Origin of the sequence: Prauserella sp. PE36 (genome assembly GCF_003311655.1) — a bacterium.
Classification (GTDB): Bacteria; Actinomycetota; Actinomycetes; order Mycobacteriales; family Pseudonocardiaceae; genus Prauserella_A; species Prauserella_A endophytica.
Map to the genome: position 1 here is coordinate 1 of NZ_QEQT01000073.1, position 25981 is coordinate 25981.

A 25981-nucleotide genomic window follows, 5' to 3' on the forward strand; every position below is an offset into this window, starting at 1 on the left:
ATCAGCAGCACCGCGAGCACCGCGAACGCGGGGAAGACGAAGCCGTTCTCGAAGCCCTTGCCGGTGCGGAACCGCAGCCAGCTCGGCGGGCGCAGCTCGTACCACGTCTCGCCCGCGATCGGGAGCGGGAAGAGGAACGGACAACCGGACTCGGTGAGCGCGTCGCCGAGGCAGTGCGTGAAACAGCCCAGCGCCACCGCGATGCCGAGGAGCCCGGTGACGGCGTCGAGCTCGGCGAGCGCGTTGGGGTTGTTCTCGTAGACCCACCACACCACCGCGCCGCCCGAAACGGGCAGCAGCCAGTCGCCGAGTGCGTCCTCCGCCAGCAGCAGCCCGAACAGGACCACGCCCGCGACCGCCCACGGGCCACCGGCCTCGGTGCCCGCCGACGTGGCGAAGCCGAGCGCCACGGCGAACAGCAACGTGTGCGACAGGTGCCGGTGGGTGCCCTTGCCCCGCTCGTCGCGCGGCCCCTTGGTGACCGCGTAGAGCCAGGCCGATGCCTTGCGCAGCAACCACGACAGCCCGCCGGTGAGCGGGCCCAGCAGCTTCGAAGCCCGCGCTCCGGGATGGTCGAGATCCGGCAGGAGCGCGAAACCGGCCGTCGTCGCCGCGAACACCAGCACCTGCGCGAGCGTGGTGACCCCGGCGAAGGGGGCGACGGCGAGTCCGGCGCACCAGCCGGTGAGCGCGTGAGTGCGGCCCATCATGGTTGATCTCCTCCAGACGTCCGGGCCCGAACAGCAACAGGGCGAGCTCCCGGTTGTGGGGAGCCCGCCCTGCGGGCCGGCTGCGTAGCATGCCTAAACGCCGGTCGATGCAGTCGTGTATCAGCCACGACAGGGCAGCCCGGCGACGCTGCATGTGCTCCATCGGGTGATGCGTGACAGCCGTCCGCCAGATGATGCGCGACACACTGCCGGCGCGACCAACGACCGAAAGCGGCGCTGCTGCGATCGGTTGATGGGTGGCGATTGCTACGGCCCGGCAGGGTGAGCTGCGTCCACCTCAACCGCGGGGCGCTGGACCTTCTCGCACCAGGCTTGACCCGGTGCGGCCCAAAAATCGTGATGCGCATCGGGCACAACGACGTACTCGCCGTAGGGCAGTGCCTCGGCGAGTTGTGCATTGGGCCATGAAGGGCGGATGTCATTCCCGGCGACCACTACGATGACGCGGGCCGAGCATCCGGCGATCTCGCGCCAGAGCTGAGGACGCTTGATCCATTGACGCCAGCTGCGCAGAAGCTCGGCGTGAACTTCTGTGGAGTACGGATAGGGGAAGGGGTCGCCGGCCGGGCTCAGGTCGTTGTCCTTGGCCGCGTGATAGGCAGCCGACCAGTCACGATCGTTCTGCACGCCCCTACCGCAGACATGGACGAGGACCCGGACCCGTTCGGGGTGCGCCAGCGCATAGAACAGGCCAAGGTCCGCCCCCCACGAGTGGCCCACGACAGCCCAGGAGTCTAGTGCTAGGTGATCTCGGATGTCTTCAAGGTCGGCGATCGCTTGCGCGAGATCGTGCGCGTTCCCCGCGCTGCCGCCGACGCCCCTTGCCTCAGGCGTGATCACGAACGCCGGACAACACCACTCGGTATCGGCGAGGTATGCCACGTAGCCTGGCCCACCCGACAGTTGCACGACTGCGGGCCGAGTGGAATCGCCTTGAAGGTGCACGCGGAGCGTCGCGCCGTCCTTCGCCACCACCTGGACTGTGCGTTTCACGGAGCCAACGGTAGCGACCCCGCCAACCTCATCGGCGGAACACTCCTCGCGGCGCACGCCCGAGCGTCGCATATCAACTGGCGGAGTACCGTCGTGCATCACCCGACGGATCACACCCGGCGACGTTGCAGCGTGGTGAGAACTTTCTTTACTCCGTCAAGGGCGGCGCCTGCGGCGCCGCCGCCCGCCCGGCCTCGCGCCGGGCGGGCGGCCTGGCGGCCGTTCCGGGCGCGGGCCGGGCGGACCAACGCAAGTGTCGCTTCCGGCTGTTACCGACGCCGATTGGCTTCGCGTTCTTTCGCTTCCTGCGCGGCGAAGGCTGCCAGCGCGGCCAGTGAGGCCGTGCGACTGGCCTCAAGCCGCTCCGGTGAGCCACCTTCAGCGCGACGCCAGACGGCTTCCGCCTCCTCGTAGCGCTGCCGGGAAGTGCGTAGAACGTCAGCCGGGTCCCAAGCCATGGTTGACCTTTCAGGAGTTGACGAGTGTCCACTGTCCATCGTGGCGGTCGACCACGCCCATTGCGATGAGCGCTTTGAGGTGTTTCTCGGCAGCTTGCCGGGAAACACGCAGATGGTCGGCCAGCCCCTGGCTGGTGGACGCGCCGAGCTCGAGCAGAGCGTCGAGTACACGCTGCTGCGCGGCGGTCGGCTGGGGCCGGGCAGGTTCGCTGATGGGCTCGCTGACCGGCTCGGCGACGGTGTGGTTCTCCTGAGCGGCCCGGGCGGCGCGCTGCTGCGACGGCGACAGGACGGTCGTCGTCGACGTGCCCCCGACCCGGCGGGGCGGGCCGCCAACCTCGCTGTCCTCCGCTTGGCGAAGGCCGGGCGGCACAGGTCGGGTCCGCGGGTCGCCGTCCCATGTGGCGACCGCGCGCAAGAACGCGCGGGAGGCCTCGAGGTTGGCGTGCGCGGTCTCGAATCTGTTGGCCCACACCGGCCCGATCCATTTGCGTGCCAGCGGCTCCAGGTCCGGGCGCGGCTTGGCCGCGAGCAGAGGCTGGTAGTCGGGCGTGTACCGGGCCTGGAATCGCGTGTGCGGCCGCTGGCCCTTTGGGTTGTAGCCGTAGCCGCGGTTGAGCGGGAGGGTGGCAACATCCTGGCCGTCGTAGCCGGGAACCAGGGTCAGGTTCTTGCCGGAGTAGGCCAGGATGAACACGTTCTCCTGGCACAGCCCGTCCCGCAGGACAGCGGCGATGTTGCCCGCACCGAAGGTGTCCTGGGTGATGGACTGCGACGCGGTCAACAGAGCGACGCCGTTCTTCCGCATCTTGCGGTCAAGCTCGGCGAAATCTGCACCGAACGTCTGCCCGGTGTCCGGGTTAGTTGCCTGGAACACCTCGTGGCATTCGTCGATGATCGCCACGAAACCCGGCGTCTCCGGGCAATGCTGGAACCCGGGCGCGTCGGCACCCACAGCCTCCCGCACCTCACACACTGCGCGGATGGTGTGCAACAGGTCCCGCACGTTGCCGTAGATGCGCTCATTGCCGTGCAGCCCAGCCAGCGGCATGTCCGCCTCGGCCATCAGCGCAGGCGAGGACTTGCCGTTCTGCGGGTCGAGGTAGGCCACCACTACACCGATCTCCCGCAGCCCGTCGGCCAGCAGCTCCAGCAGTCGCGACTTGCCCGAGCCCTTGGTACCCAGGGCGTACCCGCCGAAGATCGAACCGCGGGGTTTGTCGCCCGCGGCCAGGTCCTCGGCCGAGAGCTGATCGCTGAACAGGTGATAGCGCTCGCAGCCCTCGCCGTCGGTGTAGGCGCCGATCTCGACGTAGACGTCGCCGCCATCGCGGACGATGCGCGGACCGTCGTAGTGGTTGGCCGGGGTCTCGGTCAGGATCTGCAGTCGCCCGCTGGTCTCGGTGGCGCCTTCTCTCGGGTCTTTGTCGAGGAATAGCCGGTCGACGGGCACGTTCAGCGCGGCGGCGATCTTGCCGCGCAGCCCGCGGGCCTGTTCGACGGTCTGCGCGCCGCGGACGAGGTTGATGCGCCACTGCCAGCCGAATTCGATCTGCTCGGCATGCGTGAGCGTGCTCCCGCGCAGCAGCTTGTCGGTGTCGACGTAGGCGGCCCACGCGTCGATGACCTCTTGGCCGTAGCCGCCGTCCACCGACCGCGACCGTTTCGGCGGCGGTGTCTTGCCGTCCTGGGACCGGTCGCTGGTGGTGCTGGCCTGCAGCGGGATCGGGTGGTCGTGCTCGCGCCACCACTCCAGCGACAGCCAGCACGTCGCACCCAGCCACGCCAGTGCCATGCCCCACAGGTAGGGCGTCCACGGCAGCAGCGGCATCACTGTCGCCCACGCGCAGCCCGCGCCGAGGCCGGCCTGCACTTTCGCCCGGTACCGGCCGGGCACGCGCCGCGACAGGGCGGGCAGTCGCGTTCCGGCGCCCTTGTGCCATAACCATGCTGCCGCGCATCCGAGGACCAGACCGATCACTGCGGCGGCCGGGATGGCTTGTGCGGTCCCTTGCGTTACGGCCAGGTTGGCGACCAGGCCGACGACGCCGAACGGGGCGGCGATCATGAACGGCGCGAGCTGGTTGCGGTTGCGATGCGCGGCGCTGCCCACATCCGCGGCCACGGTGATCGCGGCCGCGCGGGCCTTCGAGGCGATCCAGCGTTTGATGTCGGCGTTGCGTACGTCCTTCTTGGCCTGATTCCACAGCGCGGCACGCAGCTGCTTCTCCGTGCGTCGCTCCTGTGGCGGCTTCTTGCGGTCGCGCCGCTGCTCGGCGGCCACCAACTCGGCCAACCGCGCTTCCCGACGCACATCCCTCGCCAGCTCGGCAGGCTCCGGGAATGCCTCGGTGAGCTCGTCGCGCGCCGCATCCACGGCGGCGCTCTTGGCCATCTTCGTGGGCACGGCGCCCTCCTTTGCTCGTGATCGTGGTGAGTGCGGGGCTGAGCTGCCCACAGACCGTGCCACCCAGGACGCTGCATGGGTGGCACGGTCGAGTGCGGCTCAGGCGCGCGCGACCGCGGCACCGGTGTAGAACCCGGTGTTGGTCGCCACGCCCTCGGCCTGGGCGTGCGCGCCGAGCGTGTCGGCGACGTTTTCCTGCCCGGCGAAGATGTTGGTCGCGGCCTGCATCTCCCCGGACACCGCGTCGCAGGCTTCCTGGGCCTCGACGACCGCGTCGAATGCCTTCTTCAGTGCGTCGGCGGCGATGTTGAGCTTCTCCGACGAGGCATCGAAGGCGCCGGTGATCTTCGGACCGAAGCCTGCACCGGTGAGGTTGGCACTGCCGCCGTCGCACGAATGTGCCTCGGTGGCCATGCCCTGCTGGTAGGTCTGCAGCTGCGCGACCACATCGGCCAGCTCGGCGGCCACGGAGCTGCCGTACTTGGCCGTGGCCTCGGAGAACTGGCGGGCGGTGTGCAGGTCAGTGATCTCGGTCGCGGCGGGAGCGGTCATGGTTGCTACCTCCTGGTTTGGTGAGAGGTGGGGGAACTCGTCGTGCCGCGCGCCGTCGGCGGGGTCGCCACCGACGATGCGGCTGCCGTTGTTGTTGAGTCGCGCGAGCTCGCGGGCGCCGAACTCGGTCAGCCGGTTGTCCTGGCTCAGGCAGCCCGCAGCCCGCAGATCAGCGAGCCCGTCCTGGGTAAACTCGTCTTCCGAGCTGAGGTCCAGGCTGTCCGGATCGTCCTTCGCGGCCTGCAACAGGCGCTGGTGCGCGCTGCCGTACTGGCCCAGAGGCCGCTCGTCGAGCACTGCGCGTCCATCCTCGGTGTCCGGCTCGGCCTGGGCGTGCGACGACGCGACCGGTGCCGTCGGCTTGTACCGGTCACTGTCGGGCGCGATCGGCCCGCTGATGGCGTCGAGATTGATCGGTTCGACGGGACGCTGGAACGGCAACACCGTCGCGCCGGGGCGGTCTTCGCCGGTCGTGGTGCGACCGCCCGGCGCGGTGTCGTCGCCGGGCGTGGGCTCGGCGGGCGTGTCCGTGCCCTCGCGGCGCTTGCGCATCGCGTCCTTGGCCGCGGCGAAGCGGCCCTTGCCAGCGCGGCCTGCGGCCGCGATGCCGGCTGCCGCGGAGTCGAGCGTGTGGGCCCACTTCTCGCGGCGACGCCGGGTCCGCTCGGAGATGTCGTCGCGGTGATCACGTAAGTAGGCCATCTTCCCGGCATGCTTGGCCCGCAGCTTCTCTGTCTTCGTCTCGCAGTGGTTCTGCCAGCGCAGCCGCCACGGCGAGGTGGGCATCGCTTGCCGCGCTAGCCCCTTCTTCTCCCGTTCCTGCTGTCGCTTCTCCCACCGCTTCTGGCTCGGTGGGGTCTTATCCCGCCACATCGCAATGGTGTCAGTGGCTGCGGATCCCAGCGTTTTCACCACGAGCGGCGCTAAAAGCATCGCAAGGAGCAATTCCATCGGTGTTCACCTCCTACTGCACGAGAGCCATCACGATGTTCGGCCCGGCCAGGGCCACCCAATTGATCGCTCCGCCGATGCTCTGAGCGATCCATCCCCCGGTCGCGAGCACGAGCACGGGCGCCGCGTACACAAAAGTCTTGGCGAGCTTCTCGGGCACGCCATCCAACAGGTCGAGCGCCGCGGCGACGACGATCGCGAACAGGAACACTCCCGCGACGATGGCGGCACCGCTGGGCGCGCCACCGAACCAGCTGATGACCCAGCCGGCGATCAGCCCAAACAGGGAAGCGCCGATGCCAGCGAGGCTGTCCCACCCGCTCGGCAGGAACGGCAACGGAGCATTGAGCAGCGCCCACACCCCCAGCACCAGCAGCGCGTACTCAGGCACCCACATCCACTTGAATTTGCTGAGCTTCTGACTTTTCTGGAGCTTCGAACGCAAGAATAAGAACAGTCCGGCGCTCGGCCACAGCAGCCAATCCCAAACCATGACAAGAACTACCTTTCACTGAATATCAGTCGAGAACGGAGTAGATCCACGCGAACGGGAACAGCACCGCGGCCACGAGCGGCCGGGTCAGTGGGAACAACGCGGCCAGGACCACCAGAGCGGAGACGGTCGCGTAGCGCGCCGGGTGATCGACGATCCACTCCCATGTCTTCACCACGGTCTTGTTCGCCACGGCGAAGGCGCCGTAGGCGGTTTCGGCCGCGCGCAGCGGGCCACGGTCGGCGACCTGTCCGCCGTACCGCATCCGCCGCCATTCCTCCTGGATCGACGTCGGCCTGTCGGTGTAGAGGCCGGAGTTCGGTCGCAGCACCGTGGCGAGCCAGGTCAGCCACGCCCGCCGGTCGGCCACAGTCGGGGCCTCCCCCGGCGATTCGGCGGCCGCGTCGGCGGTCTTGTCGGCGGGCACGTCGACCACGGCCGGGATCTCGGACGTGATCTCGACCGCCGATTCCGGGGCCGGTGCGGGCACGGCGCGCAGATGGCGCACCACGCCCGCGTCCTCGCCGGCAGCGGCGGCGTCCGTGGCCACCGCTGCAGTTTCATCGGGTAGGGCAGCCACGACAGCCGCCTCCTCTCTCTCGTGGGTTTCCTCAGCTGCGGCGGCGTCGGGTGCCGTCGCGGAAAATTTCGTCACCGATCTCCAACATCGCGTTGACCAGCCGGTTCAGCGCCGGACCGTGGCTGTACTTCGCTGCGGCCGAGCGCACGTAGTCACGGGCCGCGTCGAGCTGTTGCATCGGGTCGGACGTCCGTCTGATGCGCTGATATGCCACCGCTTTCGCGCCGTCGCGGGCCTTGCGGCGGGCGTTCTGCTCGGCTTCGCCGGCGGGCAGATGCTGTCGCACTTGCCGTACCCGGCGTCCGGTGGTGCGCCGGACCTGCCCTGTGGCAACAGTGCGGCGATGACCGGCCACACGAACTCCTTTCTGCGCAATGAGGAAAAGCCGGTGGGGCGGGCGGCTCGGGGATGCCGCCGAGGGTCGGCAGCACGCCCGCCCCACCGACACTGGAAGCCGCCCCTACTCGGCGGCCGGCTCGGTGATCTCGCGGCACCAGTTGGTCAGCGTGGTGCGCGAGTTCGGCAGGTCGTAGCCCTCGCGCTTCAGCAACGACCGAAGCTGCGATGGCGTAGTCACCCCGTGCTGCCTGCCCAGCTGGATCGCGACGTCCTTCTTGACCGGGCGGTTGCGATCGAGCTGAGCCGCCTCCTGCGACGTCGGCGCCGCCGAGGTCGGCGGCTGTTTCCGCTGCGGGGCCACCGTCGCGGGCACCGCGGCCGGCGCCGGGGCGGTCGTGCGGGCCAGCGTCGCGGACGCTGCCGAGGTCGTCGCGCTCGCGTTGGGCGCCGTCACCGGCCGCTGCGCGGTCGGGTTCTGCGACTGTGCGCCCTGGCGAAGACGGTTGGCCTCAGCGTGGCGACGCTCCCGCGCGGCCTTCTGCGCCTCCTCAGCCGCCGCCTGAGCCGCGCGACGCTGCGTCATGTAGGCCCGCAACGCTCGCGCGGCCGCGTGCACAAACAACGCCAGCAGGAACGGCACAAGCACCGCGGCGACCGTCCCAGTCCATGCCCAGTGCCGGGGCAGACCCAGCACTGCCTCACCGCGAATGTCGTGGCCCACAAGGTTGAACAGCACCGACGCGAGCAAGGTGGTGATCACCAGCTGGTAGCCGGTGTGGCGGTAGACGCGGTGGGTGGAAATCCCGATCATCACGGTGCCGCCGACCGCGCCCAGGTCGATGACGACCGGGAACAACTTGGCCAGCGCTTCCGACCAGCCGAAGCGCTCGGCGGCGGTGGCCATCATGTCGAACGACAGGACGAAGCACAGGGCCGACACGGCCACGGTCAGCGCGCACACGGTGGCAAACGCGCCGGTGGTGATCGTCTCATCCTCCTCCTCCCGAGACCTCGCCTTGGCGACCTTCGCGGTCCTCACCGGCTTGGCTCGCTTGGCCTCAGCGCGCGCCCGAATCCAGTCCGCGAGCGCGGGCCGCAGAATCGGCCGGCGGGGCTCCTTCTCCAGCACGGGCAGCTCTGCGAGGGCGGGCCCCCGCACATTCGTGGGCTCCGGCGGACCGGGAGGCTCGACCGCCGCAGGCGCGGTGCTCAGCGGCGTGCCAGGCGTCGGGGGCCGTGCCTCGGCGGGGCGCGATCGGGCATCCGTGGTCGGTGCCGTCGAGATCGGCGTCGGCGCGAGGGGTTGGTCAACGATGTCGATCGGGGCGGTGTCGTCGACATGTTCGGGCACGTACAGGCCGTTCATCAGCGGGCGCATGGTCCCGATGGCCGCCGCGGGCTCGGCCTCGTTCATCGGAATTGCCTCCTTCACACACGACGTGGGTGGCCCCAGCGGTCTGGGCAGACCCCGAACCCATGCGGGACAGGAATGAGGGGGTCGGGGGCTGCCCCGGCGCTGGCGCCGGGTCAGAGGGACTGTGCGTTGGCCAGCGCGTCCCACAACTCGCGCTCGTGCGCTTCAAGCGCAGCGAGATACTCGGACTGGCCGTGCCTCGCGGCATCGGTCTGGAACACGTGCACGGCCTCGATCTCCGCGCGGATGCTGATCCGCACGAAGTGACCGAGATCAGTCGATGGCGCGGCGAGTGGAGCGAACATCAGGCACCTCCCCGCAGCGCGCGGGTAGTGAGCACTCCAAAGGCGACAGCCACGCCAGCGGCAAGCCAGGTGACCAGGCCGACAGGCGAGAACACCGCGACCACGACAGCGAGACCAGCGACGAGCATCATCAGCAGCACCGGCGCCAGTCGGCCCTCACCGACTGAACCGAGGTCCAGGGCATCCTCGGCCAGATCGGTGTCCTCGGCTTCGAGGTAGTCGGACTCGTCGCTGGGCTCCAGGACGGACGTGCGGTCCTCGACCGCCTCATGGTCGAGCTCGGTGCTGGTCATGCTGCTGTCCTCCACTCCGGTGTGGTGTCCTCGGCGAGCTCGTCGAGGAAGGTGTCGGCCAGTGCGCGGCGGATCGCCGAGAGTTCGCGATGGGTGTGTTCGTAGGCCGCCAGCTCCAGGGCGGCGGCGATGCGGTCCTCGGCGACCCGGTCGTCGCCGATCTCCACGGCCAGCAGGTCAGCCGCGGTGGGCTCCACCTCCGGCAGCTCCGCCGCCGGGGCGTCCGAGGGGGTGATGACAACCTTGTGCCAGATGGGCATGCGAGTGATCACGAAGTCCTCCTTGGGTGTGCACGACGCGCCGTGGTGGCGCCCGCCAGTGCAGGACTGGGGTGTGTGGCTGTGGTCAGCGGGCGATGACGGGGCGCCCGAGAAGGCCGCCGCGCGTACGGCGGCCACGCGCGGTCCCAGACGCAAGCCGCTGCGACGGTGACGAGGCGGTCAGAGCCTTCGATACTTCGCGGCTCCGCGCGGATCACCGGGCCGCGCCCGCCAGATACCCCCAGCGGCGACGCTGCTTCTTGCCAGCTGCGGTGATCCAGCAACAGCGGCTGCCCGCGGGCCGGGTGAGGTTCAGATCAACCAGCCCGCTGGCCACCAGCTGCGCCAACAGCTCCAGCTCTCGACGGCTGGCGGGCCAGCCGTCGATGCGCACCTCCGCGTTGTCTCCCACGGTGATCCGTGAGGTCGAGTCCCCGGCGGCGTGCAGCAGCTTCTCGACAGTCCAGGGTGAACTCATCCCCTCACCGCCCCGCGCCGCTTCAAGCGGCGGCGATCCTGCTCCTCGAGCCCGCCCCAGATGCCGTAGTCGAGACCTGCATCGAGTGCCTCCTCCAGACACACCGAGGTGACCGGGCACCGGCGGCACAGGCGCTTAGCCATCTCGCGGGCGTGGTCGCTGGCCGGCTCGAAGAACGCCTCGGCCACGATCACGTTGGGCTCGTGCACTAAGGGGTTGAACCCGTTAGCGTTCGGGCGGCACGCCGCCCGATTCCTCCAGGTCACAGCTGCCCACCTCCCACCATCGTCGCGTCAGGGAAGGTCTCCAGATCCGAGGTGCAGGCATCCGGAAACACCTCCACCTCGCCGGTTACCGTGTCCATTGCGGCTCCTCCTCGTGAGTAGTCGTTGGTCGCCGCCGTCCTCGCCGGCTTGTTTGGTCGCAGCAGCGAGGACGGCGGCAGCTCTGTCTCGGTGTCCCTCGGCCACCGCCACCGGGCAGGCCCGAAACGAGGTGGCGGTCACCGGCGCACACCGAGTGCGCGGGTACGCCTTCCAAGCGGTCATGCGATCGACGCGGTCGCGTCGCACAGCGGACCGCCGAGGCGGTAAGTCACGTGATGTCCGGTCCTCTCAACTCCCACCCACGAGGCGTGGGCTCTGGCGGAGCAGGCACCGGGTCGGTTATCGGCGCCTCCCCGTGGAGGCGACGCGGCCCGTTCGAAGGGACGCTGCGCGAGATCCGTTCGCCGTCCCTCGTGCCCTGCCCAAGCCCGTGAGGGCCGACCAAGCCGGGCCGGAGACACGTCAATCCGGCTACCGACCGACTGCGAACCGACTTCCATCGGCGCGGTGGGTTTCTTCGGTCACAAGGTCCGACCCCCTAGCTACTGCGCAACGTGGGCCGACCCATCCGCTCGGGCTCATCCAGTGGCCTCTGCGGATCTCCCTCTGTAGTTCTCAAACTCCTGAACGTCATGTGCAAGTGCTGTTCTCCGTCAAGGCCCCTTGCACTTGGCGATGGTTCAGACCGTAAGGTGACCCGGGTTGCACTGTCAAGAGGGGTTGCACTTGGAGGTACCCGGATGGACGATTGGGGCATGCAAGAGGAGATCGCTGCACTCGCCCGGATCACTGACCCTTGGCTACAGGTGCGCAAAGCGCATGACCTGGTAGGTCAGTTGGCGGAGTACAGCACTGAGGCTTCACGGATCCGACGTGAAGCGTTGGAGGTTCTACTCTCCGACCCGCAGATCAAGCCCGGCAAGATTGCCAATCACCTGGGCATCAGCCGTCAACGTGTCACCCAGCTCGCCAACAGTGGACCCAAGCCTGAACGGGCCTTTCTAGGCAAGGGGACCAATCTGACAATGGTTGTCGGCGGCAAATCCGAAGGTGACAAGTCCCAACCCGGCCCGGTCGTTTCGACCGACGACCTCGGCGGTTACAGGTTGCTCTCCGACGCCGGCCGCGATCTCGGCTTCACTGTCGAGTACGAGGTTCTTCAACCACCTGGCTTCGTCGATCTTTCGCGCGACAACCTCCTTGTATGTTGCGGCCCGAGGCTTTCACCTCTGATCGAACAGTCCCTTCGCGCGGACAACGCCATCCGCTTCGAACATGACGACGATGGCTGGTTCCTCCACGATCGGGTCCGCGATCAGATCTACCGCTCACCCATGGACAGCGGGGTATCGGTCGACTACGGCTATCTGGCCAGGTTGCCACGGGTTGATGGTGCTGGTACGTACCTCTACTCGGCGGGCATTCACGCTCCCGGCGTCACCGGTGGCCTGCACTACATGCTCTCCGATCTGGCGGATATCTACCGGAACGTGCGTCTGAATCGCTTCTCATGCATCGTTCGCTGCGAGTTCGACCCAGAGACTCGACGCGTCCTCGACTCGGAACGCGTCACCGATCTGTACCGACCTGAGCAGGGAGCCACTCAGTGACGCTGATGGCCCTACAGCCTGGAGACCCAGCTCGCCCCAATGAGGATTGGGCTGGCGCAGCACCAGGCCTGATCGTGGTCCTCGATGGTGTCTCGGCGCCAGGGGGTACAGGCTGCAACCACGATCCGGCCTGGTACGTCAACCACCTCGGGCCGGCTTTGATCAAAGCGGCGGCGTCGCGTTCTCTACCCCTCAGTCGTGCCCTCGCCTTTGCGATCGAGCAGGTCGGCGGCCAACATGGCGAATGCAATATGGATGACCGTGCCATGCCAGCCGCCGCCGTCGGCATCGCTCGAAGGAACGGTCGTTGGCTCGAGTGGCTGGTTCTGGCGGATGTCTCGCTGCTCATACGTGACCGGAACAACGGCTTCCAAGTCGTAACGGACAGTCGCGTCGACGACGCCCAAGACTCGAGCTTGCGAGAGGCAGCGCTGAACCTACCGATCGGCACCGCAGCACAGCGAGCGGCCGTCAAGGCGATGTCTGTTGACCAATTGACTCAACGAAACGTCAAGGATGGGTACTGGGTTGCCGCCGCCAATCCAGAGGCCGCTGACCACGCCATCACAGGACGCACTGCCATCGCCGACATCGACTCCGTCGCATTGATGACCGATGGGGTTAGCCACCTCGTGACGCTCTACAACGAGGCCCGGTGGCTCGGAGTCATGGAGATTCTCCATGACTCCGGACCTGACGCGCTCATCGCTCGTGTCCGCGACGCGGAACAGCGCGACCCGTATGGCGAGATCTGGCCAAGATTCAAGACACAAGACGATGCAGCGGTGGTGGTCATGCAACGGAAGGATCTGGAGGAGCAAGACCTGTGATGACACGCTGGCGCGCTTACGCGCACGAGGTTGAACCGGGAATGACCGTGATAGCTCGTGGCGTCTGCAGAGAAGTCGTCAATGCTCGGGTGCTCGATGGAGATCACATCGAACTGCATTTCGATGAAGGTGGACAGCCTCGAGTTTGCCACCGAGACGCCCTCGTCTCCGTGGTCATGCCTGCCCCTGCGCGTCGATGAGTTGGTCAAGCCCACCGGCGTGGCCGACCGAGACACCGGGCACCGCGCCGACATTCGCGACACTCCGAACAACGCGAGTACCCACGAAATTGGGCTGGTTTTGTTAGGTTGCTGTCACCTCGAACGACCTGGAGGCATCTGTGGCGAGCATGGCAGCCAGCGAGATTAAGAGCCGTAGTGGCGCCATCCGACGTGCCCTCAAGAACGGCGAGGTCATGATGCTCACCTTTCATGACAAGCCGTGGGCGCGGGTGATTCCCGAGGAGAAGTACCAGCGCTTTGAAGGTCTAGAAGACGAAGTCGCGCAGCTGCGTGCTGAACTTGCTAAGCACAAGGGGGCGGCGGCATGAGTTAGGGCATGGCTATGCAGGCCTCGACAGCCTGCAGATGCCAGCAGACAGCAGAAGACCCCTCGCCTAGACCGGCCAAGTCATGGGGCGAAGGGCCTTCATACGACACGCGGTTTCCTGTCCCGCAACGTCTTCTCCATGAGTGTACAACACGTCGGGGCCGATCGATGGCTTCCACGCGAGTTGTCTCACAGGAGCAGCCTTGCCTCGGGCCAGTGGACCGCGCAGAGCGGGAAGAGACCCCTGTGAGCAGTACGCATCATTCCGACGTTGAAGCCACCAATCGTGTGGGCGCGGTGCGCAGTAAGGCGCCGAAGCCATCGTTCACCCACCAGGGCGACTGGGTGTGGCTAAACCAGCAGCTCAGCGACCGTGGGTATCGCTACTACTCAGCGGTCCGGTCGTTCATCTTCGATGCTGACGAGGACTTCGAGGTCGATCTGACCGACGAGGTGATCGCCGAGCTCCTCGGCAAGGATGCCAAGTCGGTGAGCAGGGCCAGAAAAGACTGCTACGCGGCCGGTGTCATCGAGGAATTGCATACCTGGAAGGAGTCCGTCCGGGTTGAGGGCAAGGCGAAGCCCGAGGTGCGCACCTTTCGGCGCCTGGTGATCCACCACGAGGTCCCAGAGGACTACGCCGGACCGGTTAACGCCTACGCCGAGAAGAAGCGGGTGGAGCTGCGGCGTGCGCAGGAGCAGAAAGCCGCGCGGCAAGCACGGGAAGCGGCGAGGGCGGCAAACCGGGCGAGCCGTGTCGCCAACAGCTCCGGGACAAATGTGTCCGGTCAGACTGACCTGGGCAAACAGCGAGGTCCCGCAGGTCGGTCTGACCGGACAGTTCTGTCCAAGATCGGGACAAAATTGTCCGAACCGGGGACAGAACTGTCCCCGGACATGGGGTCTGACCAGGGCGAACAGGTGCCCTACTTGCCATCTAACTTGCCTTCCCACCAACCATCCACGAGCGCTAGCGCCACGGGGCAGTCAACGACCGCGGTGGATGGATCGATGGATGGAGGTTCTGCCGAACCGACAACGGCACCCGTGGCCAAGTCAAGCGCAGCGCGCACCGGCCACTCCCCCAGCTCGAAGCTGGACTCCGAGGAAGAGCGCTTGAGCCAGGCTCGACGGCGGCGTGCGCAGAAACTGCTCGAGATGGTTCAGCAGCAGGTACCACAGTGGAACCAACCGCACGACGGCCTCGACTGCGTGGTCACGGCTCTCGTTCGCGGCTGGGCTGGGGACAAGATCGTGAAGCGGCTGACCGCGGACCTTGCCGGAACCCAGTCGCCAGGAGCGGTGGTGACATCGCGGCTGCGCCGGCTCAGCGGGCAGACGCACGGTGGTGCCACACCGCAGCCCGGATTGTCGGATGGGGAGAAGGCAGCGAATCGAGCTGCTGACCAGGCTGCATACGCCCGCATCCTCGCGGCCAGTTGATCTCCAACAGGTGCCTTTAGGCCCTGAGATCGCCGTAGAGCGCCGAACGGGGCCTCAGTGGTCCCAGTTCCTGGCCGGTTGACTCTTCGGGTCGCACAGGGCAACTCAGCCGCGAAACCCGGTTCGGTGTGGGTTGACGCACCGTACACCGAGCCTTTACGAAGGGGCTTCGAAATGTCGATAACCACCGACGCGCCGTACGACGCGTCGCAGCCGCCGCAGGACATCCTCGCTGAGCAGTCGGTGCTGGGAGGCATGCTGCTCTCCCCCGACGCTGTGGGTGAGGCTTTGGAACTTGTCCGCCGCGAGGACTTCTACCGCCCCGGACACCAGGCCGTCTACGACGCGGCAGTGACGCTTTACAGCCGAGGTGAAACCGCTGATGCGATCACCGTGGCGGCCGAGCTTGAACGTCGCGGTGAGCTCGAACGGCTTGGCGGAGCGCCTTACCTGCACACCCTCGTGGCAGCCTGCCCTAGCACCGCGTTCGTCCCCGAGCACGCCAGCCGCGTGGTCGAGGTCGCTGAAAAGCGACGCACCGTCGAGGCCGGGCAACGGATCTGGCAGCTGGGTCACCAAGGTGTGGCAGATCCCAACGAATCGATTGCCGATCGTGCGCGCGCCGTGGTCGACGAAATCACGGCAGGGCGGGATCACGCCCAAGCCCGGCAGGTCACCGACGTCACGGAAGAACTGTTCGGCGAGCTCGCCGCTATACAGGACCGCGCCAACGGGGGCGGCGCGCTGGGACTGCCCACCGGATTCACCGACCTCGACGAGGTGACCACTGGACTACAGGCAGGCCAGTTCATCATCGTGGCCGGCCGTCCTGGCCTGGGTAAGTCCACGTTGGGGCTGGATTTCCTGCGCTCGGCGACGGTCCGGCACCGAACACCTGCGGCGTTGTTCAGTCTCGAGATGTCGGCACCCGAAGTCATGATGCGGCTGTACTCGGCAGAGGCCCGAGTACGGCTGGCGAACATGCGCAGTGGCCGCCTGAGTCAGGACGACTGGGAGGCGCTACGCCGGCGTCGCGCTGAGCTGGACCAAGCGGGATTGCCGCTCTGGATCGACGAGGACCCCCGGCTCACCCTGCAAACCATCCGAGCCCGGGCACGACGGCTTCGTCAGCAGCACAACATCGGCCTGATCGTGGTGGACTACATGCAGCTGCTGACCAGTGCGAAGAAGACCGAATCGCGCCAGCAGGAAGTCGCCGAGATCAGCCGAACGCTGAAACTGCTGGCCAAGGAGCTCGAGATCCCGGTGGTAGCGATCAGCCAGCTCAACCGCGGACCCGAAAACCGCCAGGACAAGCGCCCCTCCCTCGCGGACCTGCGGGAGTCCGGCAGCCAGGAGCAGGACGCTGACATCGTCATTCTGCTGCACCGGCCCGACGCCTACGACCGCGACGACCCCCGCGTGGGCGAAGCCGACCTGATCCTGGCCAAACACCGCGCGGGGCCGCAGGCCACGATCACCGTCGCACATCAACTGCACTACAGCCGGTTCGCCGACCTGGCCCACGACCAGGAACCACCCGAACCGCACCCAGCTTTCGCCCGAGACAACGTCCGGCCAATCGAACCAACGGTCGTCACCGGCGAAGACACCTCGGTGCGTCAGCTGACGTGCCCCGGCTGCCGAGACGTGCTCACCGACCCGGCTGACCGCCGCGCCGGATATCACCGCGACACCTGCACGCCCTAGCGTGGCCGACCGCGAGACCCGGCCTCGACGCGCTGCTGCCCGCCCCGGTTCGCGGCGACCCGCCCGCGCTCCCCACGGGTGCAACTGCAACCAGCGACCCGCGTGAGCGCGCCAGCAGGCGTCCCACGGGCCTAAGCGCCGCGACGCGCGCGCACGCGCGCGTGTATACGCGCGACGCGCGCGTATACGCGCGGGAGGGAGCCGACTTCTGAGAGGGGCGGCTGCGCCGCGGGTGACGCGAACGGATGCAACCACGACGTGCAACCGCTCTGACCAGGGCAGAAGGCCTGCTGAGTTGCGCGTGGTTGCGCCGCGGGTTGCTAGTGGTTGGTGGCCTATGGTCGTGTTTGGCAGAGACGCGGCCTGCAACTTTGCCGAGCATGGCTGAAGGAACAACCCTGGGACAGATATGTCCGGTCACAACGCCGGCCTCCGCTGTGCTGGGACACCTTGACGTCTCTTCGTCGGGAGCCGCGAAGCGTCCGTGTGTTGTGGCCAGCGAAAGTTGCACAGTTGGGTAGCTCCCTGCGGCTGCCATCTGCCGTTGATCGACGACCACCTAGGCCGGTTTGGCGAGCAGTTGTTCGGCCGTGCCACTTGGCCCAATGCCTGTCCACCGGCACCTAGCTGGCTCGCCGGATCGCTGTGGACGCTCGTGTTGCACTCGTCAGATTTGTTGGGCACGTGCGGTGGAAGTTCAGATGCACCCACCTGGCGTGGTGTCCATTTGATCGTCGCTTGATGCACAGATGGACACCAGTGAGTGGCAGAAGTTGGACACAGCTGGCGATGTCCACCCGATCTGAACTGGGGAAACGACGAACTTGAACAGTGGGCGAGTCAGATCGGACGAAGGGCTCATTCGCCGGAGTACTAGACGCTGTATGTCTGTGGCGGTGTGACTGGACAGAATTGTCCACGCATGGATCAGCCTGCCGTCGGTCGACGCTGGACGTCCAGCGTCGACCGTGGACATTCGCCTCTGCAGTTCAGGTCGTGTCCAGCCTGGTGTCACGTCCGACGATGTCGGCTGTGCGACTCGCGGCACCCATTGCCCACTCCCCCGGCTGGCAACTGACATCCTGTTCACGAATCCCATCCGAAGTACTGGCCCGTTCGCGGGCCGGGAAGCATACGGAGGTCTTTACATGGCGCGAGTCCATGTCGTCGCCAACCAGAAGGGTGGCGTCGGCAAGACGACAGTGACTGTGAGCGTTGCCGCGGTCGTTGCCGACACGATGGGCGGAACCCCCGATGAAACCTCGGTGCTGGGCGTCTCAACGGACCCCCAAGCATCGATGCTCGAATGGGCCAAGCGTGTGGGCGACAAGCTCCCGTTCGACTTCGAGCAGTGCAGCGATAACCCCGAGATCCTGTCGAAGTTGCGGCGGATCCGGAAGTACTCACACATCTTTGTGGATACGCCGGGAAGTCTCGACAAGGAGGAGATCCTCAAGGCCGTGCTTCAACAGGCGGACGACGTGATCGTTCCGATCGAACCCGAGGTGCTCGCCTTTACTCCGGCAGCGCGAACGATCCAGAAGGTCATTGGACCAGCCGGCGTACCGTTTCGGGTGTTGATCAACAACTGGGACCCTCGAGACGGCGAGAGCGATCTCCGCCAGACGCAGGAGTTCGTTCAGCGCAAGGGCTTCCCTTTGTTCAATACCGTTGTGCGGCACTACAAGCTGCACACGCGGGCTCCAGCGGAGGGCACGACAGTCGTGGAGTACCCGAAGAACAGGGTGGCGCTGGAAGCGCGGCAGGACTTCTTCCGGCTGGCGCTGGAGATCCTGGGCAGCAACGGCGAAGGACCGAAGCACGCGGGTGGTAACGGCGTTACCACCGAGGCTGGTGAGGACTGATGGGACAACGCATCAACCTCGCTGAACTGGCGGATGATGACTTCCTCGATGAAGTCGAAGAGACGCCTACCCCGCGTGCCGCTGCAGTGGATGCCAGCACCATCGGATCAGGCCCAGAGGTTCCGATCGAGACGGTTGCGCTTAACCCGCTCAATAAGCGGCCTCCCGGGGAGGACGATGAGATCGAGGCGTTGGCCGAGACCATTCGCGGTAAGCGGCTGATTCAGCCGCTGGTGGTCTGCTCGAGCTCCGCATTCCTCGACCGCTTCCCAGGTCAAAAGGGTGTGCTGGGCGGGGCGGAGTGGGTAGCTCTGATCGGCAACCGTCGTTTGCAGGCGGCAAGGAAGGCGTCGCTCGCCACGGTGCCCGTCATCGTGAACGATGACGAAGTCGCATCTATGTACGAAGTGATGCTCATCGAGAACGTGCAGCGTCGGGCCTTGCCGCCCTTACTGGAAGCCGAAGCCTTGCACGAGGCACTCCTCGAGGCGTCAATTTCGGCGCGTGAACTCGCGCGTCGGATCGGCAAGTCTCACGTGTACGTGCTGCAGCGCCTTGCGCTCCGCAACCTGGTTACTGAACTCCGGGACGCCTTCGAAGCCGGCGAGCTCAAGATCGAGTTGGCACGGCAGTTCGGGGACCTACCGGAGGAAGAGCAGCGGAAGATCGTGGCTGCGGGGAAGCCATACCGACCTTTAGGTGGTAACGCCGTTACCACCTCGCGTGTCCGGAGCATTCGGGCGAGTACTCCTGCAGCAGCTGCGAAGTCGATCGCTGAGCAGTTCAGCTCGGAAGAATTGGAGGAGCTGATCAGGCTCCTCACTGAAGCTCGGCAGGCAGTGGTGGTGGCTGACTAGGGGATTGAGCGCCGAGGTGGTAACGCCGTTACCACCCGATGGTCCGTGGGCGCCCCGACGATCGGTAGCGGTCGTCGGGGCGTTGTCGTGTCGGCTGGTTGAAGGCCGAGGTGGTAACGCCGTTACCACCTCGGCGGACGGAGCCGTGGGCGACGTTCAACGCTCCATTGAACTCTGAGGTCGCGAGCGTGCCGTGTTAGCAGGTACACCGACGGACCTGTTGTTCGTGGAAAGTCGGTCGAGACTAGTTGGACTGATGGCTGACCCTGCGCTGACGGAAGCCAGTCGCGCCGGATGATTCGCCGGTCGTGGGTCAGGAGGGCGCATCGTAATTGAATCGGGAGCGGGCTCGTCAGCGCAGTCCTTCATGGGTTCTGCCCCCTGCTCCCGACCGTCGGTGTCAGCATCGACACGGGTGTCTTCCTCGGCTTGGGCGGCCATCTGGGCCTCGATGTGGGCGAGCTTGGCACGAGCTTCGGCGAGTTCGGTTGTGCGGGGGAAGGGCTTGTCCAGCTCTGCGGTGCTGCTCGTGATCTCGGCGTGTGCGTCGGCGATCGCTGTGGCGTTCTGGTTCTGGCGCTTCTCGAGTTCGCCGAGACGGTTCTCCAGTCGTGTGATGAGACCTGTGCCATCGCCGAGCCAGTCTTCCTTGCGGAGGGTTACTCCGGTGTCGGTGATGCCGTCAATGTGGATGGTGACTTCGGGTTCCCTCTTGCCGAGCGCGGGATAGGCGGTGGCGGTGAGGTCGAGTCCGCCGAGCTGGGCGAACTTCTCCCAGCTGGTTTCCTGTCCGAATCGGAGTTCCTCCGCGGTAGATCGGAACTTCTCGAGGTGGGTGACGAGCTCGAGCTTGGCCTTGGTGCGCTCGGTGAAGCGGCGGCCCTGGATGGTCATAGCGAAGGCGTCGCCCCGGGTGGGGGTGCGGGCCTGGAGGGCGCGCTCGATGCGTTGTTGTTGTTCGCCGAGTTGGACGAGCGAGGCTTTGGCGGCAGTGATGATGCGGGGGAGTCGTTCCTGGGTGCGGTCGTGGGCGCGGGCAAGGCGTTCGAGCTTGGTGAGCTCGGCTTTGGCCTGGGCGTGGTCGAGCAGGAGCGGGTTGCCGGTGGCGAGTGCTTTGACCTCGTTGTAGCTGAGTGCGCTGTCGCCGATGTCCTCGATCTCGCGGACGTCGAGCCGGCCGCGCATGACCTGGCCGATGAATTCGGCCTTGCGGGCGACGGTCTGCCACGAGTAGCCGTCGAAGCTGCCTTCGGTGACGTAGCGGAGGATCTGGACCTCGCTGTTGGCGTTGCCTTGGCGGATGATCCGGCCGTCGCGTTGGGCGAGGTCGGCGGGTCTCCAGGGGCAGTCCATGTGGTGCAGGGCGATCGCGCGGCGTTGCACGTTGGTGCCGACGCCCATGCGTTCAGTGGAGCCGATGAGCACGGCGACCTCTCCAGTGCGGCAGGCGGCGAACAGTTCGCCTTTCTGCTGGTCGTTGCGGGCCTCGTGGATGAACCGGATTGCCTCGCGGGGGACGCCGCGTTGGGCGAGTTCGTCGCGTAGTGCGTCGTAGACGCTCCAGGTGCCGTCCTGCTTGGGGGTGCCGAGGTCACAGAACACCAGCTGCAGTGATCCGGATCGTGGTTCCGGGTGGCCGGTGTGCGGGTGGTGGTAGACGTCGTCGCGGTGGGCGGCGTGGATCGCGGCGACCCGTTCGGCAACGTAGTGGATCTTGGTGTTGTCGATCTCGCCGTCGTAGTCGACCAGCCGCAGGTCTAGGGCGGCCGCGCGGCCGTCGCTGGAGATCTTGAGCATGTTGTCGACGTGGGGTTCGACGAGTCTGGCGCGGACGCGGTCGGCGCGGTCGGCCAGGTCGGTGATGTAGTCGGTGAGTTCGGGGGAGGCGGGTACTGAGATGGTTTCGGGTTCGCGTTTGCCGTCGCTGGCGCGGGGTGCGAGTTCGGGGGTGGCGAGGTTGAGGTCGGCGGCGGTCTTGATGTCGGCGGAGACGTGCCACATGCGCAGTAGCTCGGGGACGTTGCGGAATTTCGCGAAGCGGGTTTGCATCCGGAATGACGAGCCGTCGGGGGAGAGCTCGATGCCGGTGACGCTTTCACCGAAGGTGGCGGCCCAGGAGTCGAAGTCTTCGATTCCGGCGGCGTCGAGCAGGTCGGGACGCAGGTAGCGCTGCATCACGTAGGCCTCGGTGATGCTGTTGGCGATCGGGGTTGCGGTGGCGAAGGTGCCGACCCGCTCGCCGTGGCGTTCCCGCAGGTAGTGCAGCTTCATGTCCAGGTCGGAGGCGCGTTGGCTGCCGTCGATCGCGGCACCGGGGATGTTGGAGGGAGTGCGCAGGTTCTTGTAGCCGTGGGCCTCGTCGACGACGAGGTAGTCGATGCCGGTGGCCTCGAAGGTCAGGCCGGGGTCGCGTGGCTTGGACAGCTTGTCCTTTAACCGCTCCTCGGTGCGCTGCAGCGCGGCCTGCATGCGTTTGACGCCGAGGGGGGACTCGGAGCGGGCCTGGACGCGCTCGAGCTGGGCGCGCATGGCTTCGACCTCGCGGTCGAGGTAGTCCCGTTCGGCTTCGGTGGACATGGGGATTCGCTCGAACGCGCCCCGGGTCATGATCACCGCGTCGTAGTCGCCGGTGGCGCAGCGGGCCACGAACTGGCGTCGTTTGGGCCCGGCGAGGTCGTCGGTGGAGGCGGCGAGCAGTTTGGCTTGCGGATACAGCTGCGCCCACTCGCGGGAGAACTGCTCCAGCATGTGGTTGGGCACGACCACGCAGGGTTTGCGGACCAGGCCGAGGCGGCGCAGTTCCATGCAGCCCATGGCCATCTCGGCGGTCTTGCCTGCGCCGACTTCGTGGTAGAGACCGACGGCGGGCTCGTGGATCATTCGGGCGACCGCGGCGACCTGGTGGGAGCGGGGCTCGAAGGTCAGCGCCAGACCGGGCAGGGACAGCTCGGCGTCGTCGTAGGAGCGGGACACCACCGAGTTGAACTGCTTGTTGTAGAGGGTGGTGAGCCGCTCGGCGCGGTCGGGGTCTTGCCAGAGCCACTCGGCGAAGCGCTCGTTCAGCTCGGTGGCCTTCTCCTGGGCGAGCACGGTGGCTTCCATGTTGAGGACCCGCCGCTCGCCACCGCCGGGCACGTCGACTTTGTCGAAGACGGTGATCACGCGCTGTTGCAGCAGCGCTTGGGCGATCTCGGGCGCTGAGACGCGTTCGGTACCCCACGTCTGGGTGGCGTTGACGGTGAATTGCCTGCCCTCGACCAGCCAGTTCGTGGCGCCAGCGTGCTGCACGCGCAGGGTGTCGTCCTGCAGTGTTTCGCGCAGGAACTGCTGCACGTCGGCCTCGCCGATCCAGACCGCGCCCAGCTTGGCGGAGATCTCCTCTGGCGCCAGATCGCGCGGCACGACCTCCCGCAGGGCCTCGACGTTGGGCGCGAAGCGCGGGTCCTCCGCGGCTGCGGTGCGTGCGGTTTCGAGCTTGGTGCGCACGTCGCCGGAGAGGTATTCGGCGGCGGGCAGCAGTCGTCCGGTGCCGGGATCGTCGAACACCAGCGTGCCTAGTGCGGTGCGGGCGTCGTCCTCGGAGACGCCGAGCAGCCGGGCGATGTCGGGGAGGCGGACCTGGGCGTGGGTGTCGAGGCAGATGGCCAGCGCGTCGGCGGGGGTGTCGGCGCCCAGGCGTGGCGCGCGGGGCGCGACCACGCGGCGGGTGAAGATGTCAGCCTTGGTGGCGGTTTGTGACTGGGGGTCGAAGTTCTCCAGCGCGAGCACCGCGGCCGCGTAGGGGTCGTCGCGGAATCCGCCCTGTTTGGGCCGCATCCGCGCGAGCCGGTCCTCGCCGGTGATCGGGTCGGTGCGCCCGGTACGGCGCAGCGAGAACCGGTTGATCGGCCCGTAGCGGGCGGCGTAGGCGTCGTAGCGGGTGTTGAGTTCGGCGCGCAGCTGGTCGAGGGTGTCGGTGTCGTTGAGGCTGGCGGCTTCGGCGTTGAGCAGGCCGACCACGGTGTCACGCAGCCCGAGCAGGGCGCGCAGCTCGTCGGCTTGGGTGGCGGGCACCGGGTGCGGTTGCTCGCGGCCGGCGATGATGGTGGTGAACGTGCCGTCGGGGTGGGCGATGATCAGACCCTCGGGACGTTCGTCGTGGGCCGACACCAGCGCCGCCGGGGCGGCCTCGGCGCCGGCCGCGGTGACCGGGGCGTGGTCGAGCTTGTGCTCGGTGGCGTGCTCCGCGACCTGCCGCAGTGCCTGGCCGAGCGCCTCGGCCAGCGGCCGCTCGCCGGGGGCGACATACAGGTCGTCGGCCCGGTACATGCCGCGCCCGCCGCCCGCGTCGAGGGTGCCGAGCACCATCTCCGGGTGGGCGTGGAAGTACTCGTTGACCGCGACGGTGATCGCCTCGGCGCCCAGCTGCATCGGGCGGGACCGTTCCCATCCGGTCGGGTGCGGGGCGCGGTCGTCCTCGCGGCGGCGCAGGATCAGCAGATCGGTGACTGCCTGGGTTCCGGCGGCCCGCTGGTGGGCGCCCGAGGGCAGCCGCACGGCACCGACAAGGTCGGCCAGCTGCGCCATCTCGCGGCGGGCGGCGGGGTTGACCGCGTCCAGGGTGTAGCGGGAGGTCAGCGCGATGACGATTCCGCCCGGCTTGGTCAAGTGCAGGCTCTTGACCAGAAAGTGGTTGTGGATGGAGTGCCCGGAGGAGTTGTGGCGCCGGTCGGTGAGGGTCACGTCGCCGAAGGGCACGTTGCCGATCACCGCGTCGAAGCTGCCGTCCTCGGCGCGGGTGTCGGCGAAGGACTCGGTGAGCACCTGCGCGCTGGGGTAGAGGTGGCGGGCGATGCCCGCGCTGACGGGGTCGAGCTCCACGCCGACCAGGTGCGCGCCCGGTGGGGCGTGGCCGATGAAGTTGCCGGATCCGCAGCCCGGCTCGAGCACCCGGCCCTCGGTGAAACCCAGCGCGCCGAGCGCGCCCCAGATCTCGCGCACCAGTGCCGGGTCGGTGTAGTGGGCGTTGAGCACATTGCGTTCGGCGGCGGCGTACTCACGCGGTGAGAGCAGCTCGCTCAGCTCGGCCCGCGCCCAGGCGAGGCTGTCCTGGCGGGGGTCGAAGACCTGCGCGGCCGCGCCCCAGCCGCTCCAGCGAGCCAGCACGCCCTGCTCGGCCGCGGTCGCGGACCGCTGCTCGGCCTCGATCTGCCGCAGCGTGCGCAGCGCTTCCAGGTTGGCCCGCACCCGCGACACCACACCCGACGGCACCACGGGCGTGGTATCCGCCGGCCGCCACGACGCTGGCTCCGCCAATGCCCTGTCCGGACCCGTGACGGCTTGTTCGACCTCCGCCGGGGCCCGGGGCGCATCCATGGACACGCTCGGTGCGGCCGAGGCTGCCGTGCGGTCGTCCTCGCGTGCCTGCCCGGGGCCGGGCTCGGGCGTGTGGGGCGGCTCGGTGCGCTCTGTTCGCGGGGCGGGCGGGGCCGCGGGGAGGTCCGGCGCGGGGGTTGAGCGTGAGGGAGCGGGCTCCGCAGGAGCATGGGTGGTCGGGTCGAGCACGGTGCGCAGCGCCTCGGCGCGAGCCTCCAGTGGTGAGCGGCCCGCGCGTTCCAGGCGCCGCACGTGCTGTTCCCAGGCTGGGCGCGCGTCGCCGAGCAGCTGATCCCGCCGGTGCGCCACTGCCCGGGACAGCTCACCGACGAGCTCGTTGACCGCACGGCGGTCACGGTCGGCCCGCTCGGCCCCCAGCACGGTGCGCGCAGCCTGGACCAGGTCCAGCTCGCCCTGCAGCACCCGGGGAACCAGCGCATCCACTGTGCTCGCGGCCGCCGGGGCGGGCGCGTCGGCGGCCGCGGTCGTCGGCGGCCCGGCTACGGGTTGGTCTGGTCCTGTTCCTGCCACCACGGGTCGGCCGGATCCTCGGCCACCGGGATCCAGGGCGTGCTGCGGGTGCCGCCCGCGCTCGGCTCCTCCGGCGGTTCCTCGTCCTGCGGTGACCCCGGCTCGGCCGGGAGCAGCACCCGCTCGGCCAGCACCTTCTCCCGTGCTTGCGAGCGCGCCGCGTTCCGCCGCCCGATCTCCGCCAGGTAGTCCCGCTCGGGACTGGGGTCCTGGTGGGCCAGCAGGTCCTCGGTCATCTGGTCGATCTCCTGCTCGACCTCCGCGCCCAGCGTCGTGAAGAACGCCTGCGGGTCCTCGATCTGGCTGTAGCGCCGGGGCAGGAACGTCTGCCAGTGCCGCTGAGCCAGCTCCCCGTAACGGTTCATTGCTCACCTCCGACCACAGATCCTCCAACGACAGCTGGTCCTCGGCCGGACGGTCCCGCCTTCGGCGCGCCATACCTCGATCACCCCCAGACAGTTGACGCTAACCGTTAACACGTGTTGACGCCAGGGGTTCACGACATGTCGTTGAACTGCAGTTACCTCATTCCCACAGCAGCACCGACTGCCATGTGATGTAAACCCAGGCCAGGGTTGTCGCCGGGGCCCCAACCCCGGCCTGGGGCTGGCCGCCCCAGACCCCGCCAGGCTCGGAGGGGAGCGGCCTGAT

At 67.6% G+C, this 25981-nt stretch carries 22 protein-coding genes; 7 read left to right on the forward strand and 15 right to left on the reverse strand.

Features of this window, described 5'->3' with window-relative positions:
* The 13 genes from DI005_RS20000 to DI005_RS20060 all read right to left on the reverse strand — a co-directional run.
* Positions 1-710, reverse strand: a 710-nt coding sequence (locus tag DI005_RS20000) for a metal-dependent hydrolase (RefSeq protein ID WP_147263870.1), incomplete at its 3' end; no start/stop codon positions are given.
* Between the two features lie 267 nt (positions 711-977).
* Positions 978-1724 (reverse strand): alpha/beta fold hydrolase, encoded by a 747-nt coding sequence (locus DI005_RS20005; protein ID WP_158559842.1) that lies wholly within the window; start codon positions 1722-1724, stop codon positions 978-980.
* Between the two features lie 468 nt (positions 1725-2192).
* On the reverse strand, positions 2193-4577 hold the full coding sequence (locus tag DI005_RS20010; protein WP_147263871.1) for a winged helix-turn-helix domain-containing protein: 2385 nt from the start codon (positions 4575-4577) through the stop codon (positions 2193-2195).
* Positions 4578-4688: 111 nt separating this feature from the next.
* Positions 4689-6086, reverse strand: coding sequence for a hypothetical protein (locus DI005_RS20015; protein WP_147263872.1), 1398 nt, complete (start codon positions 6084-6086; stop codon positions 4689-4691).
* Positions 6087-6105: 19 nt separating this feature from the next.
* Complete coding sequence (locus DI005_RS20020) at positions 6106-6585, reverse strand: hypothetical protein (protein WP_113643094.1); 480 nt, start codon at positions 6583-6585, stop codon at positions 6106-6108.
* A 25-nt stretch (positions 6586-6610) separates the two neighbouring features.
* The gene (locus DI005_RS20025; protein ID WP_113643095.1) at positions 6611-7135 is read right to left on the reverse strand and encodes a hypothetical protein; all 525 of its coding nucleotides are present in this window, start codon (positions 7133-7135) and stop codon (positions 6611-6613) included.
* 61 nt (positions 7136-7196) lie between these two features.
* A complete protein-coding gene (locus tag DI005_RS20030) occupies positions 7197-7520 on the reverse strand; it encodes a hypothetical protein (protein WP_147263873.1) in 324 nt (107 codons plus the stop codon).
* A gap of 105 nt (positions 7521-7625) precedes the next feature.
* The gene (locus tag DI005_RS20035; protein ID WP_113643097.1) at positions 7626-8918 is read right to left on the reverse strand and encodes a DUF2637 domain-containing protein; all 1293 of its coding nucleotides are present in this window, start codon (positions 8916-8918) and stop codon (positions 7626-7628) included.
* 113 nt (positions 8919-9031) lie between these two features.
* A complete protein-coding gene (locus DI005_RS20040) occupies positions 9032-9223 on the reverse strand; it encodes a hypothetical protein (RefSeq protein WP_113643098.1) in 192 nt (63 codons plus the stop codon).
* Positions 9223-9516, reverse strand: a complete 294-nt coding sequence (locus DI005_RS20045; RefSeq protein ID WP_113643099.1) for a hypothetical protein — start codon at positions 9514-9516, stop codon at positions 9223-9225. The genes DI005_RS20040 and DI005_RS20045 overlap by 1 nt, the downstream gene beginning before the upstream one ends.
* Complete coding sequence (locus DI005_RS20050; RefSeq protein WP_113643100.1) at positions 9513-9788, reverse strand: hypothetical protein; 276 nt, start codon at positions 9786-9788, stop codon at positions 9513-9515. The genes DI005_RS20045 and DI005_RS20050 overlap by 4 nt, the downstream gene beginning before the upstream one ends.
* A gap of 202 nt (positions 9789-9990) precedes the next feature.
* The gene (locus DI005_RS20055; protein ID WP_113643101.1) at positions 9991-10254 is read right to left on the reverse strand and encodes a hypothetical protein; all 264 of its coding nucleotides are present in this window, start codon (positions 10252-10254) and stop codon (positions 9991-9993) included.
* On the reverse strand, positions 10251-10520 hold the full coding sequence (locus DI005_RS20060) for a WhiB family transcriptional regulator (RefSeq protein WP_113643102.1): 270 nt from the start codon (positions 10518-10520) through the stop codon (positions 10251-10253). The genes DI005_RS20055 and DI005_RS20060 overlap by 4 nt, the downstream gene beginning before the upstream one ends.
* An 815-nt stretch (positions 10521-11335) precedes the next feature.
* Between DI005_RS20060 and DI005_RS20065 the strand changes: the two genes are divergently transcribed.
* The 7 genes from DI005_RS20065 (at position 11336) to DI005_RS20095 (ending at position 19444) form a co-directional block, all read left to right on the forward strand.
* Complete coding sequence (locus tag DI005_RS20065; RefSeq protein WP_147263874.1) at positions 11336-12190, forward strand: sigma-70 family RNA polymerase sigma factor; 855 nt, start codon at positions 11336-11338, stop codon at positions 12188-12190.
* Positions 12187-13020 (forward strand): hypothetical protein, encoded by an 834-nt coding sequence (locus DI005_RS20070; protein WP_147263875.1) that lies wholly within the window; start codon positions 12187-12189, stop codon positions 13018-13020. Before DI005_RS20065 ends, DI005_RS20070 begins: the two co-directional genes overlap by 4 nt.
* Positions 13021-13360: 340 nt before the next feature.
* A complete protein-coding gene (locus tag DI005_RS20075; protein WP_113643105.1) occupies positions 13361-13570 on the forward strand; it encodes a type II toxin-antitoxin system Phd/YefM family antitoxin in 210 nt (69 codons plus the stop codon).
* A 245-nt stretch (positions 13571-13815) separates the two neighbouring features.
* Positions 13816-15012, forward strand: a complete 1197-nt coding sequence (locus DI005_RS20080) for a hypothetical protein (RefSeq protein ID WP_147263876.1) — start codon at positions 13816-13818, stop codon at positions 15010-15012.
* A 174-nt stretch (positions 15013-15186) separates the two neighbouring features.
* A complete protein-coding gene (gene dnaB, locus DI005_RS20085) occupies positions 15187-16722 on the forward strand; it encodes a replicative DNA helicase (RefSeq protein WP_113643107.1) in 1536 nt (511 codons plus the stop codon).
* A gap of 1148 nt (positions 16723-17870) precedes the next feature.
* Positions 17871-18587: a ParA family protein gene (locus tag DI005_RS20090; protein WP_113643108.1), complete on the forward strand. Its 717-nt coding sequence runs from the start codon at positions 17871-17873 to the stop codon at positions 18585-18587.
* Positions 18587-19444 carry a ParB/RepB/Spo0J family partition protein gene (locus tag DI005_RS20095; RefSeq protein ID WP_113643109.1) on the forward strand — a complete coding sequence of 286 codons (858 nt, stop codon included), beginning with the start codon at positions 18587-18589 and terminating at the stop codon, positions 19442-19444. Before DI005_RS20090 ends, DI005_RS20095 begins: the two co-directional genes overlap by 1 nt.
* Before the next feature lie 156 nt (positions 19445-19600).
* On the opposite strand, the gene DI005_RS20100 is transcribed toward DI005_RS20095, so the two are convergent.
* Positions 19601-25333: a methyltransferase domain-containing protein gene (locus DI005_RS20100; protein ID WP_199543019.1), complete on the reverse strand. Its 5733-nt coding sequence runs from the start codon at positions 25331-25333 to the stop codon at positions 19601-19603.
* Positions 25300-25695, reverse strand: coding sequence for a hypothetical protein (locus DI005_RS20105; protein ID WP_113643110.1), 396 nt, complete (start codon positions 25693-25695; stop codon positions 25300-25302). The genes DI005_RS20100 and DI005_RS20105 overlap by 34 nt, the downstream gene beginning before the upstream one ends.
* Between the last annotated feature and the right edge of the window lie 286 nt (positions 25696-25981).

Bases quoted from the DNA above. Each gene is read 5' to 3' on its own strand.
- dnaB (WP_113643107.1), top strand. From the start codon at position 15,187: ATGTCGATAACCACCGACGCGCCGTACGACGCGTCGCAGCCGCCGCAG.
- DI005_RS20010 (WP_147263871.1), bottom strand. From the start codon at position 4,577: ATGGCCAAGAGCGCCGCCGTGGATGCGGCGCGCGACGAGCTCACCGAG.
- DI005_RS20040 (WP_113643098.1), bottom strand. From the start codon at position 9,223: ATGTTCGCTCCACTCGCCGCGCCATCGACTGATCTCGGTCACTTCGTG.
- DI005_RS20045 (WP_113643099.1), bottom strand. From the start codon at position 9,516: ATGACCAGCACCGAGCTCGACCATGAGGCGGTCGAGGACCGCACGTCC.
- DI005_RS20020 (WP_113643094.1), bottom strand. From the start codon at position 6,585: ATGGTTTGGGATTGGCTGCTGTGGCCGAGCGCCGGACTGTTCTTATTC.
- DI005_RS20065 (WP_147263874.1), top strand. From the start codon at position 11,336: ATGCAAGAGGAGATCGCTGCACTCGCCCGGATCACTGACCCTTGGCTA.
- DI005_RS20095 (WP_113643109.1), top strand. From the start codon at position 18,587: ATGGGACAACGCATCAACCTCGCTGAACTGGCGGATGATGACTTCCTC.
- DI005_RS20055 (WP_113643101.1), bottom strand. From the start codon at position 10,254: ATGAGTTCACCCTGGACTGTCGAGAAGCTGCTGCACGCCGCCGGGGAC.
- DI005_RS20035 (WP_113643097.1), bottom strand. From the start codon at position 8,918: ATGAACGAGGCCGAGCCCGCGGCGGCCATCGGGACCATGCGCCCGCTG.
- DI005_RS20090 (WP_113643108.1), top strand. From the start codon at position 17,871: ATGGCGCGAGTCCATGTCGTCGCCAACCAGAAGGGTGGCGTCGGCAAG.
- DI005_RS20105 (WP_113643110.1), bottom strand. From the start codon at position 25,695: ATGAACCGTTACGGGGAGCTGGCTCAGCGGCACTGGCAGACGTTCCTG.